The 12,209-nt window shown below is 63.1% G+C and carries 11 protein-coding genes; 4 read left to right on the forward strand and 7 right to left on the reverse strand.

All coding sequences use genetic code 11. From position 1 onward, the window contains the following. A partial coding sequence (locus tag JQ629_RS14610; RefSeq protein ID WP_502752962.1) for a flagellin N-terminal helical domain-containing protein occupies nucleotides 1–779 on the reverse strand: 779 nt, incomplete at its 3' end. Between the two features lie 356 nt (nucleotides 780–1,135). On the opposite strand from JQ629_RS14610, the gene flbT reads away from it, so the two are divergent. Then, on the forward strand, nucleotides 1,136–1,573 hold the full coding sequence (flbT, locus tag JQ629_RS14615; RefSeq protein ID WP_212264264.1) for a flagellar biosynthesis repressor FlbT: 438 nt from the start codon (nucleotides 1,136–1,138) through the stop codon (nucleotides 1,571–1,573). A gap of 84 nt (nucleotides 1,574–1,657) precedes the next feature. Here the strand turns inward: flbT and JQ629_RS14620 are convergent, their stop codons facing one another. The 5 genes from JQ629_RS14620 to JQ629_RS14640 form a co-directional block, all read right to left on the reverse strand. Next, nucleotides 1,658–3,151 (reverse strand): flagellar biosynthesis protein FlgL, encoded by a 1,494-nt coding sequence (locus JQ629_RS14620; RefSeq protein WP_212413284.1) that lies wholly within the window; start codon nucleotides 3,149–3,151, stop codon nucleotides 1,658–1,660. 7 nt (nucleotides 3,152–3,158) lie between these two features. Next, nucleotides 3,159–5,030: a flagellar hook-associated protein FlgK gene (gene flgK, locus JQ629_RS14625; RefSeq protein WP_212413285.1), complete on the reverse strand. Its 1,872-nt coding sequence runs from the start codon at nucleotides 5,028–5,030 to the stop codon at nucleotides 3,159–3,161. A 44-nt stretch (nucleotides 5,031–5,074) separates the two neighbouring features. Then, nucleotides 5,075–6,925 carry a flagellar hook protein FlgE gene (locus JQ629_RS14630; protein WP_212038767.1) on the reverse strand — a complete coding sequence of 617 codons (1,851 nt, stop codon included), beginning with the start codon at nucleotides 6,923–6,925 and terminating at the stop codon, nucleotides 5,075–5,077. A 201-nt stretch (nucleotides 6,926–7,126) separates the two neighbouring features. Further along, nucleotides 7,127–7,627 carry a peptide-methionine (R)-S-oxide reductase MsrB gene (msrB, locus tag JQ629_RS14635; protein ID WP_212413286.1) on the reverse strand — a complete coding sequence of 167 codons (501 nt, stop codon included), beginning with the start codon at nucleotides 7,625–7,627 and terminating at the stop codon, nucleotides 7,127–7,129. 65 nt (nucleotides 7,628–7,692) lie between these two features. Next, complete coding sequence (locus tag JQ629_RS14640; protein WP_212413287.1) at nucleotides 7,693–9,183, reverse strand: NAD(P)/FAD-dependent oxidoreductase; 1,491 nt, start codon at nucleotides 9,181–9,183, stop codon at nucleotides 7,693–7,695. 94 nt (nucleotides 9,184–9,277) lie between these two features. On the opposite strand from JQ629_RS14640, the gene JQ629_RS14645 reads away from it, so the two are divergent. Beyond that, entirely contained in the window at nucleotides 9,278–9,829 is a 552-nt protein-coding gene (locus JQ629_RS14645) for a SixA phosphatase family protein (RefSeq protein WP_212413288.1), read from the forward strand. Between the two features lie 96 nt (nucleotides 9,830–9,925). Further along, on the forward strand, nucleotides 9,926–10,351 hold the full coding sequence (locus JQ629_RS14650; RefSeq protein WP_211998895.1) for a universal stress protein: 426 nt from the start codon (nucleotides 9,926–9,928) through the stop codon (nucleotides 10,349–10,351). 89 nt (nucleotides 10,352–10,440) lie between these two features. Here JQ629_RS14650 and JQ629_RS14655 read toward each other — a convergent pair whose 3' ends face one another. Then, complete coding sequence (locus JQ629_RS14655) at nucleotides 10,441–10,677, reverse strand: DUF1127 domain-containing protein (RefSeq protein WP_212264258.1); 237 nt, start codon at nucleotides 10,675–10,677, stop codon at nucleotides 10,441–10,443. Between the two features lie 182 nt (nucleotides 10,678–10,859). Between JQ629_RS14655 and JQ629_RS14660 the strand changes: the two genes are divergently transcribed. After that, nucleotides 10,860–12,203: an aminotransferase-like domain-containing protein gene (locus tag JQ629_RS14660; RefSeq protein ID WP_212413289.1), complete on the forward strand. Its 1,344-nt coding sequence runs from the start codon at nucleotides 10,860–10,862 to the stop codon at nucleotides 12,201–12,203. Nucleotides 12,204–12,209 lie beyond the last annotated feature (6 nt).

Raw genomic sequence — 12,209 nt, forward strand, 5'->3', positions numbered from 1 at the left:
CCGTTCAGCAGGTTGATGCCGTTGAACGACGCATCCTGCGATGTCGTCGTGACCTGGGTGATGATGTCATTGTACTGTTTCACCAGGCTCGCGCGAATGGTCTGCGAAGCCGAGTCGGCAACCGCCGCGACCACGGTCGTCGAAGCGGGCAGGAATGCCTTGCCCGCACCAATCGCGGTGCCACCGAGCGCGCCGACGGTGGCCGAAGCCTTATCGTTGGTCGTCGTGATCGTGATCGCGCCGGTGGTGTCGTTAACCGAAGCCTGCAGGTTGTTGGGTGCGAGAGCCGCGTTGAGTTCGGTCAGCGTGTCAACTTCGGCGCCACCGGTACCGAACGTGATGCTCGACGCCGTGCCGCCGCCGGTCGCTGCGATCGTCAGGACGTCGCCCTGCACGAGCGTTGCGCCTAGCAGGTTGGCTGCCGTTCCCCCGGCGTTCGCGCCGCTGGTGACGCTGGATTTGGTCGAATAGCCGGCCGGGGCCTGCAGCACCTGGTTGGCGATCGACTTCGCGGTATCGACCAGCTTCTGCAGCGAGGTGATGCCGGTGTTGGCGGCCTGCAGAACCTGCACGCCGTTGCCAATGCTGTCGAGCAGGTTGTTGATGTCGCTGGCGCGGTTGTTGAGGCCCTGCGCGGTGAAGAAGTTGGTCGGGTTGTCGAGCGCCGAGTTGACCTTGTTGCCAGTCGCAAGGCGATTCTGGGTGGTCGACAGCAGGTCGGCGGTGGACTGGAGCGAGAGCAGGTTCTGACGAACCGAGGCAGAGAGAACGATGGACATGTTTCATACCTTTCTGGTGTGAAAATCGAGGAACAGTCGTTGTCCCAATCTTTTTCGATCGGGTGAGGCCAAACTGGAGCGAAGCCCCCTAAAGAGAAATGAATCGAAACTGGACTCCTCCCGCGCAAAAAAAGGAACAAATTGCCTTCATTGACGCGCCTTACCTCGAAAAACCATTGATATTGCTGCACATTGGGCGACAGACGAAAAAGCAGCCGGTTGGCCTCGTTCACCAATGGTTAACTATAATGGGAAAGGATTGCGTTTGAATCGCCTGGAGGAGCGCCAGCGCGTAGCTGGCGGCACGCTTTCCCTCTTCAATGACTGCGCTTTCAAAACGGCGACGGAGAACAGGCATGGCCTTGAAGGTTGAACTCAAGCCGAACGAGCGGATCATCATCGGCGCCTGCGTGGTGACCAACACCGACCAGCGCGCGCGCCTGTTGATCGACGGCGACAGGATCCCGATCCTGCGCGAAAAAGACATCCTGACGCCCGAGACCGCCGATACGCCGGCCAAGCTGATCTATCTCTCGGTGCAACTGATGTATCTGTCGCCGGATCCGATGGCGCATCACCCGACCTATTTCAGCCTGGTGCGGGACATCCTGAGCACCATGCCGAGCGCGTGGCCTTTCATCGAAGGCATCAACAATAACATCCTGAACGGCGACCTGTACCACGCCCTGAAGGAATCAAAGAAGCTGATCGGCCACGAAGAAGAGCTGATCGCCGACGCGAGAAACCTGCGGGCGGCTAACTCCGGCAGCGAAGCCGATCGCAAGTCGGCCTGATCGGCACCGGACAATACCACAACGACAAAAGGCCTCCGCAAGGAGGCCTTTTTGCGTGTCGGAGGAGCTATCAGCCGGCGATCATCAGAGATATTTGGTCAGCGAGGTCTGGTAGAGCATCGCTGTGGTTTGGTACGAGGCCTGCAGACTGGTCTGCAGTGCGAGAATCTTGGTCGCGACCTCGTCGTCGTTGATGCCCTCGATCGAATCCAGCATCGTCTGCGTGATCGCCTTGGTCTGGGCCTGGCGATCGGTGGCCGCCTTGATTGACGCCCCGGCGCCGGCGAAGTCGGCCTGGATGTCCTGGATCGACTGCGTCCCCGGCACGTCCGCGAGATTCCGGGCAATGCGCTGGTTCAGCGCAGCGATCTGCGCGTTGGCATTGGGATCGGTCACCGACGTCGTCACCGCGGCAAAAACCGCGACGGTCTGCAGTTGCGAGCGCAACGCCTGTTCGTCGGCGCGGGCGCCGTATTGCACCGTGATCGATTGATCGATCTGCGCGACGGCGGTACCGCGCGCGGAATCGGTGCCGGTTTCGCCCTTGTACCAACTGACAGTGTTCGCCGGCGTGCCCGCCACCAGTGTGGTCGCCGCGCCGAACGGTGTGGTGCCGACGCGCATCGGCGGTTGGTCGAAGAAATTGTCGCCAGCCGTCACCGCTGATGCCGCCACCAGCGGCCCATTGGCGAGCTTGCCGATCGAGGTATTGAGGGCGGCGTTGAGATTGGCAGCCGTCGCGGCCGGGTTGGCACCGATGGCGAAGGTGTTGGCCGGCAGCGGCGTCGCCGTCGAGGCCGTCAAAGTGATGTCCTCGGTGGTGCCATCCGGCAGATTGAAGGTGAACTTGACCGATTCGCCTTCAGCCGGGTTGGTGGCACCCAGATCAACCGACATCGCCGCCGGCGTGCCGGTCGGCTGGGTGATCGTCGCGCCCGTCAGCGTCGAGGTGATCGCATTGAGCTTGAGGCCGAACTCGGACGGCGAAGCGTCCTCGGCGATCTGCACTGATGTCACCGACGGCGCCGTCAACACGACGCGGCCGAGGCCGCTAGTGCCGACGTCAGCCTGCTTGCGCTCCAGGATCAATTGCTTGAGCCCGGCCTGGGCGCCGTTGCCGTTCATGATTACGTCGGCGGGAGTCACCGGCGGCGTGTCGGTGGCACGGCCGGAGAACAGGTAGCGATCGCCGGACTTGGCATTGAGCATATCGACGGAATCAAGGAACCCGAGCGATGCGGTTTTCTGTCCCGCGGTCTGGCCGGTGTTGTCGATCTCGCTGACCGCACTGACCGCGGCGCCCTTTACCGACGAGCCGACGTCGACAAGCCGCTGCAGCGACAGGTTGGCGACGCTGATGCGCGTGTTCAGGTTTACCGCGGTATCGGTATAGCCGGCCAGGCCGCTGAGCTGCGAGCGCAAGCCGATAGCGAGGCTGCGGCCACTGCCCTGCCCCGCATAGGTGTTGGAGATCTTGCCGCTCGCCAACTGCTGAGTCAGCGCGTCGAGCTGGCTGCGCAGATCAAGGATGCCTGAGCCGATGTAGGATGTCCGTCCGCTGACGCCGCTAATGGTCATGACTACCTCAAATCGCCTGCATCAGGGTCTTGTACATTTCGTTCACGGTCGACATCACACGCGCATTGGCCGAATAGGAGTTTTGCAGCGACAGCAGATGCGCCATCTCCTCGTCGATGTTGACGCCCGAGGTCGACGACATCTTTTCCTGCAGCGTGTTGAGCACCACATCCTGTCCGCCGGCGAGTTGCGCCGCCGCGTCGGCGGCCGCGCCCTGCGAGCTGGTGAACTGTTGCATGTAGCTCAGCAGCGTGCCCTTGAACGGCGCGCTGGCGCTGCCGACGCCCGATGCCGGCGAATATTGAAACTTTGCCGTGGTCAGTTGCGACAGAATGAAATCGGAACGCGTGGTGTCGCCCGCGGCCGTCGAGGCGCTGTAGAGCACGAGCTTGGAGGGATCCGCGACCAACCCGTTGTTGACGGTGAGACGTCCCGCGAAGCCCGTGATCTGCGAACCCGTCGCACCGATCGCGCCGGTGTAGGGCGAGCCGCTGTCAGTGAACAGCGAGAGCTCGGCGCTGCCGTTGGTCAGGTTGATTTGCGTCGTGGTGACCGAAGCTGCGTTGACCGTGGAGTTGCCGGCGCTGTTCAGCACCGTCAGCGTGGAGCCCGAGCCGGAGAACTGCAGGTCCGATCCGCCCAGCGCCGTGTTCAGTTGAGCAACGACGGAGGCCATGCCTCCCGAAAAATCGATACCGACCACCCGGTCGTTGGGATCGACGGTCGCACTGTTCGGCAGCGGCAGCACGCTGGCGTTGTCGACGCGCATAATCGATATCTGGTGCTGCGTATTGGTCGCGGTGTCGGTGTAGGTGACATGGATGATGTTGCCGGCCTTCAGGTCGGCAACATTCAAATCAAATCCCGACTGCGGGCCTGACGTCACCGCGGTGCCCGCGGTGGTCTTGTCCGACAGCGCACTGGACAGCGATGCCGCGAACTGGTCGAGCTGGTTCTGCGCCTCGACCAGCGACTTGTCGCGCAACTCCGTATAGGCGGCGATCTTACCCGACCTGATGCCGCCCGAGGCAGTTAGATCAATCGATCCGCCATTGGTATAGGAGATGACGACCGAGCCGAGGTTGCTTTTCGACGGGTCGGTGTTCCACTGCGTGTTGGGGGTGACCGTGCCCTGCGCATTGAATGAAAGCCTGGCGGCCTGGTTGCCCACGAGCTCCACGCCGGAGGTGGTGAAGACCGTAATCTGGTTGGCGCCGTTGGTGGTGACGCGAATGTCCATCAGTTCGGACAATTGCGTGATGTACTGATCACGCTGGTCGAGCAATGCCGCCGTCGATGCGTCGGTCGAAGTGCCGCCGAGCGGATTGGCCGATAGTTGGTTGTTGATGGTCGCGATCTGCGACATCAGGTTGTTGGCGGTGTTGACGGAATCGCTGATGCCGTTTTCGGCAGCGCCGCGCAGCGTCTGAATGCCCTGCGTCATCGAATTGAGCTGGCTCGCCAGCACGTTCGCCGCGTTGACGACGCCGATCCGCGCCGACTGGCTGTCGGCGCTGGTCGACAGCGCCTGTACCGCCGTGGTCAGCTTGTTGAACGCATCTTCGAGCGTGCCGACCGAACCCGGGTTGCCGTAGAGGCTCTGCAGTTGCTGCAGAAAGTTGGATCGCAGCGAGGTATAGCCGGCGCCGGAGGTTTCCGTGCGTAGCTGTGCCTGGATATACTGATCCAGCTCGCGGTTGACGCCAACGCTCCGGACGTTGCTGCCAAAGGCCCCGGCATCGGTCGCGACCTGATTCAGTGTCTTGCGAACGTAGCCGGGCGTTTCTGCGTTGGCGACATTCGACGACACCAGTGACATCGCGGCCTGATTGGTGCGCAGGCCGGACATCGCAATGGAGAGTGCGTCGCTGAGACTCATGACAAACTACCGCTCTCGGAAACCGCCACGGAATACTGCGTGGACTATCGCATCACGTTCAGAAGATCCTGGACCATCGTGTTCGCCGTCGTGATCACCTTGGTGTTGGCCGAGTAGGCCTGCTGCGTCACGATCAGCTTGGTGAACTCGTCGGCGATGTCGGTGTTGGACGATTCCAGCGACGAGCCGGAAATGTTGCCACCCTTGCCGTAGAGGGCTTCACCGGATTCGTTGGTGACCTCGAACGCACCGCCATCGATACGCTTCAGGAAGTCGGCGCCGTTGAAGGTCGCCACGCTGACCTCCGCCAGATCGATGTTGCGGCCATTGGAGTAGCTGCCGACGACGCGGCCTTCGTTGCTGACCGATACGCTCTGCAGTTGACCGGCCGCGTAGCCGTCCTGCTGCAATTGGTTCACCTGAGCATTACCGTTGGTATCAGCGAATTGCGTGAGACCACCGGTGCCGAAGGCCATTGTGACATTGCCGAGGCTGGTGCCGGCGACCGTCAAACCGGTCAATGTAATCTGGCCGACAACCGGCTGCATCTGGCCGTTGGTGCCGAACTTGAAATCGGTGCCGACGTTTTGCCAGGAGACGGTGTTGCCGGTGGCGCCGGGATTGACCTGATAGAACAAGTTCCAGGTGTCCGTTGCGCCCTGTGTGGCCGATTCCACTTTGGCCCATCTGAATTGCAAGGCGACTGGAGCGCCGTTGCCGTCGTAGGCGGTGCTGGTGCCGCCGCTGATCGACTCGTCGAGAAACGCCTTATTGTCGCTGCCGATCACGATGCCGGTACCAGCCGTGCCGCCGCCACCGCGAAGCCCCGTGACGGTGCCCGTGAAGCCGAGCGCCTGGAATGCCGATACAGCCGATGCCGACGCACCGGCCGCAAGGGTAAAGTCGTTCGTGGTACCGGTATTCAGCGTGATGGCCCCTGCAGCGGAGACGCTCGAAGCAGGCGCACCGCCCGTGAGGCCATCGATCGTGGTCAGCAGGCCTCCAACTGTCGCGGTGGCAAGGTCGATGAAAGTGGTGCCGGCTACCGGAGCAGGCGCAGCACCGGTGTAGAAGGACAGTGTGTTGGTCGTCGTGACGCCACCGGTGGTGGTCTTGAGCACGAGCGTATCGCCGTTTGCAAATCCAGCAGGAAGTGAGTTGGTGCCGGACGTGCTTGTGAGCAACGTGCCTGCCGATATCGGCTGCGGTATCGTTTCATAGTTGTTCCGCGCGTTACCCAGCACGGCCGTATTGGAATACGGAGTCGCAGGGGTCCCGAGGATTCTCGGATTTGAAATGAAGTCGGCCGGCCGCAGCAACTCCGATCCCGGCACCGAGGTGTCGTGCTTGTTGGTCAGCGGGTAGCTCGCAAGGTTGGCGCGGTAGTCGATCTTGGTTGTTGCCTGCGACGGCAGAAAGTCATTCTGGAAGCGCAGAACCTGCGGCACGCTGCCGCTCGGATTGCCCGTGGTCGGATCGATCGGCACGCCTTCCAGATAGTAGCCGGCGCCATTGACGAGGTAGCCGTTCTTGTCGAGCGAGAAGTCACCGCGCCGGGTGTAACGATTGATGCCGTCGAACACCGGGTTGTTGTCGGAGATGCTGCCGGGCTTCTGCACCGCAAAGAAGCCGTCGCCGTTGATCGCCATGTAAGTCGATACCGCCGCCGACTGCACCGACCCTGCGATGGTGTTGGTGCTGCGCGAGCCGGCGGTGACGCTGCCCGCGAGTTGCGCGGTGCTACCGGTGTCGGGAATGATATCCATGAAACTGGTGTCGATCCGCTTGAAGGCGGTCGTTTGCGAGTTCGCGATGTTGCCGGAAATGTTTTCTAGGGCGTAGGAATTCGCCCGCAGGCCCGCGACGGACGTGGTGAGAGCGCCGAAGATACCCATTACATCGTCTCCAACTTCGATCCGGGCGGCGTGCCGGTGTTTGCCAAAATTCAGGGCCGCAATCGAAGGAAGACGTCGCAAGCGTTATGCCAACATAGAAAATATATTTATATCAATATCTTAAATGAAAAACCCCGGTCCAAGGACCGGGGCACAATTGCCGGGCGGGCAACAATTGCCGGGCAGCAGAGGTGGAATCGGTCAGGTCGCCGACGCCATGGCCGGGTGGAACACCATCCCAAATCCATCGATGCAGTAGCGCAACCCCGTCGGTTTCGGTCCATCGTTGAAGACGTGACCGAGATGGCCGCCGCAACGCCTGCAATGCACCTCGGTGCGCAGCATGCCGTAGGTGCGGTCCTCGGTCTTGCCGAGCGCGTTGTCGAGCGGCTGGTAGAAACTCGGCCAGCCGGTGCCGCTCTCGAATTTCGTCTCCGAGGCGAACAGCGGCAGGTCGCAGCCGGCACAGGCAAAGATGCCCTTGCGGTGCTCTTTCAGAAGCGGGCTCGAGCCCGGACGCTCGGTGCCGTGCTTGCGCAGGATTTCATATTGCTGCGGCGTCAGCTGCGCGCGCCACTCGGCGTCGGTCTTTTCGATCTCGAACTTCTCGGCGGCCTCCGCGGGAGTTGTGCGCAACCAGCGGAAGGCCACAAGGCCGAACAGGCCGGCCACGGATGCGAGCAGGATACGGCGGTCGATCATCTGATGTCTCCGTGCGAGGCGGAACAAGGTGGTTCGCCATCAAATACGGCGCGCGCGTGCGGAAGTTACACGGATCCGTCCGGAATTCGCTCACTTTCCTGCGAGGCGGCGACCGGCGGTATTGCACCGTCCGGGGCTTCCGACGGCGGCTGCGGGCGGACCGGCCGCGACGGACCCGGCGGCGGACGGTGACGGATCGGCGGCCTGGCTCCGGCCTGCCGGCTGGCCTCGGCCACCCGCGCCTCGCGAATCCGCTCCTTGGCGCGCATGCCTTCCCGATAACGGGCCAGCGCGCCCGCGGCCGCTGAACTTCCCCGCCCCCACATGCCGATCAGGTGACCGGCGACCCGCCCGGTCGTGCCGCCTGCCCAGACCAGTTCGAACGGCGAAAAAAGCCGCCAGCGCTCGTCACCCCACAGAATGCTGCGCGCCACCAATTGCCCCGCCATCGCCGCGGTGTTCATCCCCTGGCGGCCGAAGCCGGAGGCGACCCACAATCCTTTCCGCAACTGGCCGATCTGCGGCATGTCGTGGACGGTCACACCGACGGCACCGCCGAAGACATCGGATATTCCGACTTTGCCGAGCTGTGGAAAAATGGTGGAGATTCGCTGCTGGATGGTCGCGCCGAAGCGGCGCGGCCGCGCGTCCCAGGTCGTTTCCGGACTGGCCCACATCAGGCGGTCGCCCTCCACGATCCGGAAATGATCGATGCCGTCGCTGTCGCTAACAGACCCCTGAAAGGTGATGGCGTCCGTGAGGCGCGCGCCGAGCGGTTCGGTCACGGCGGCATAGCGCCAGACCGGCAGCAGCGTTTCCGACAGCCGCCGCAACGGCGCCCCGAGATGGATGTTGCCGGCCAGCACGATGTGCGATGCGCGAAGCCGCGCCGACGGCGTCACGATGCGTTTGCGAATGCCCGAAGGATCGATGCTGACCACGGGCGTGTCCTCGAAGATGCGCGCCCCTGCCCGCCTTGCGAGCGCGGCCAGGCCATGGACATATTTGCGGCCGTCGACCTGAAACGCCTTGGGGTAATAGATGCCGTGGAAATAGTGCCCGGTCTTGAGCTGATCGCGCACCCGATCGACCTGCCAGCCCTCGACTTCGGTCTCGAAATCCTCGCTCAGCGTCTGCAGCCGGCTGATCAGCGTTTCGCCGGCATCAACATTGGAGACTTCCAGCGCCCCCTCGGTCAGCGCGATGCCCGGCATCGCCTCTTCGGTCGCTACGGCGCGAATGTAATCAGCGCCCTCCTTCGACAGCGCCCAGAGCTCGCGGGCATCCTCAAGGCCGACGCGCTCGATCAACTCGCCGATCGGAAGACTATAGCCCGGCATGACGGTGCCGAGCTGGTTGCCGGACGCGTTCCAGCCGACGTGCCGGCCCTCGAGCACAGCAACGCTGGCGCCAAGCCGCGCGGCCTCCAGTGCCACGGTCAGGCCGGCGAGGCCTGCTCCGACCACGCAGATGTCGACATCGAGGTCGAACGACAGGCGCGAGCGAAACGGCGCGTCGTCCGGACCGTTGGTCGCACTTGTGAAAGTCTCTGCCATGGCGTTTTCTTACGGACCGCTGCGGCGCTTGTCACCTTGTCCTGGGCATGAGCCTGTAGATTAATTCAGGCCGAAACGAATCGAGATTGCGCCCATGCGCCGTTTGATGCTGCTGCGTCACGCCAAGACCGAACACGATGCGCCCTCCGGGCAGGACCAGGACCGCCGTCTCGACGATCGCGGCCGGCTGGATGCCGCCGCCGTCGGTGGCTGGATCGGCCGGCACCTGCCCGTTCCCGACACGGTTCTGGTCTCGACCGCGGTGCGGGCGCTGCAGACTTGGGAGATCGTCCGGCAGGCGATGCAGGATGCGGCCAAGGATTTCGCCCCGCCGCAGGTCGAGTTCCTGGCCGAACTCTACGGCGCCGACCCGACGCATCTCCTGCAGATCATCCGCATGGCCGAAGCCACCGATCCGAAGCGGTTGATGGTGATCGGCCACAATCCCGGCATGCATGAACTGGCGCTGGCGCTGTCCGGCAGCGGCGATGCGGCCGCGAAAAAAGCCCTCCATGACAATCTGCCGACCAGCGGCCTTGCGATCCTCGATTTTGCGATCGAGGACTGGAACGAGGTGGCGTTTCGCCGCGGCAACCTCGTGCGCTTCACCAGCCCGAAACTGCTGAGGCAGACGTCGGACGACTAGCCCAGAGATAAAATCGCGAAAACAACCCCATGCAAAGTAGGCCGGGCGGACTTCGGGTCGCCGTCATGCTAGGCTCGTTTCCGACAGGAGGCGCGGATGTTCAAATCCATTCTGGTGCCGCTCGATCTCGCCGACACCGATCTGGCCAAGCCCGCGATCGCAACAGCGGCAACGCTGTCACAGACCTGGAGCGGCACGGTGCGGCTGCTCAACGTCATGCCGATGACGCCGGTGATGCTGGCGGAATATGTGCCGGCCGATTTCGACGCCCAGCAGCGCCAGACCTCGGAAGAGGCGCTCGCGATCGTGGCGCAGGAATCCGGCATCGAGGCGTCGCGCATTTCCGCCGTGGTGCGGCAAGGCGGTATCTATCACGAGATCCTGGAAGAGGCTGCGGCGATCAAGGCCGATTTGATCGTGATGACGTCGCACCGGCCGGCGATGCGGACCTATTTTCTCGGCTCCAATGCCGGCCATGTGGTGCGCTACGCCAAATGCTCGGTGCTGGTGGTCCGGCATTGATGCAGCGATAGCGATACGCAGTCACAATGCAGCCCGGCCGATCGACCGGGCCACAATTCTGTGTTGGTCCAGATCAAGGCACGCAGCCTTTACCGGAGCCGCCCGAGATCCGGGTCTGCGAGACCCCAAACCGCCTGCTCGATGTGGCTGCGGGTTATTCCGATATCGCGGAGTTCACGATCGTCCAGCTGGCGCAGCGCTTTGACCGCCGCCCGGCGATCCAGATACGCGGCGATTACATGCGCCCAGATCCCGAACCGGCGGAGAAATCCGCTCGATGCGAAGGGAATGGCAGGCTGGGCTGCAGCTTGGGACATCATGGTCATTGGTCTTCTCCAATTGGTTTTCACGCGGCAAGGCAATGCCGCCGACGCAATCGCTGGGAATCAGCGGCAGCGCCTTTGGGTCTGATTGTTTGCACTCTCCTCAGTGCAATCTCAGGCTTGATAGGTTCAAAATGATCCGGTACATTCCTCGGTGCAAGTAAAACATTGCTCTCGGTGCAATTATGTCAAAGTTCGAATATCTCAGGCTTGCCGATGCCGTTGCCTCCGAGATCGCCAATGGCGGGCTCAAACCGGGCGATCGCCTGCCGCCGCAGCGCAGTTTCGCCTATGAGCGCAAGATCGCGGTCTCCACCGCGAGCCGCGTCTACACGGAATTGTTACGGCGAGGCCTCGTGGTCGGCGAAGTCGGACGCGGCACGTTCATTTCCGGACAGGCGCCCCGTGCGATCACCACGCTGACCGAACCACGCGGCGCCCGCATCGATCTGGAAGTCAATTATCCGCTGCTGCCGACACAATCAGCCCTGATCGCGAAAAGCCTTGAGGGACTGGAGCGGCCAGAAGCCCTCGAAATCGCGTTGCGGCAAGGCACCAGCGCCGGCACGCAAGCGGCAAGAAACATCGCGGCGGACTTCCTCTCCCAAAACGGCTGGTCGGCGCGCCCCGAGCAGATCGTCTTCACCGCCAACGGCAGGCAATGCATCGCCGCCGCATTGGCCGCGATCGTACCGGCCGGCGGCCGTTGCGGCGTGGAGGCCCTGACCTATCCTTTCATCAAGGGCATCGCCGCCCGGATCGGCGTGACACTGGTGCCGCTGACGATGGACGAGCACGGCGTGCGTCCCGATGCCGTGCAAAAGGCTCACCGAGAAGCGCATCTGTCGGCGCTGTACATCCAGCCGACGGTTCAGAATCCATTGGGCATGACCATGCCGGCCTCGCGCCGCGCCGAGTTGCTGCGCGTCGTCGAGAAACTCGATCTCACCATCATCGAAGATGTGGTCTATGGATTCCTCGACGACGAGGCACCGCTGGCGGCATTGGCACCCGATCGCTGCGTCGTGCTCGACAGCCTTTCCAAGAAGGTCGCGCCGGGTCTGGCGCTCGGCTTCATCGTGCCGCCGCCACGTTTGCGCGAGAGCATGATGGCATCGGTTCGTTCCGGCGGATGGACGGCCTCGGGATACGCTTTCGCGGCCGGGCAACGCATGATGGCCGACGGCACCGCGTCCGAACTCGTCAGGCTCAAGCGCATCGATGCGCAGCGGCGTCAGCACATTGCCGCCGAACGGCTGGCCGGCTTCGAGCTGCAGGCCAACCCGAAATCCTACCATCTGTGGCTGACGCTGCCGCACCACTGGCGGTCGCAGACCTTCGTCGCCGCCGCAGCCCGCCGGGACATCGCGTTGACACCCTCGTCGACCTTTGCGGTGAGCCCCGGACATGCGCCGAACGCAATCAGGCTGGCGCTGGCCGCACCGCCCGTCGACCAGCTCGATGCGGCGCTGCGCACGCTGGCGGGAATGCTGCGCGCCAGCGAAGAAGATTTCGAATCGACCGAATAGACCGGT

It is taken from the genome of Bradyrhizobium sp. AUGA SZCCT0222 (genome assembly GCF_018130205.1).
Classification (GTDB): domain Bacteria; phylum Pseudomonadota; class Alphaproteobacteria; order Rhizobiales; family Xanthobacteraceae; genus Bradyrhizobium.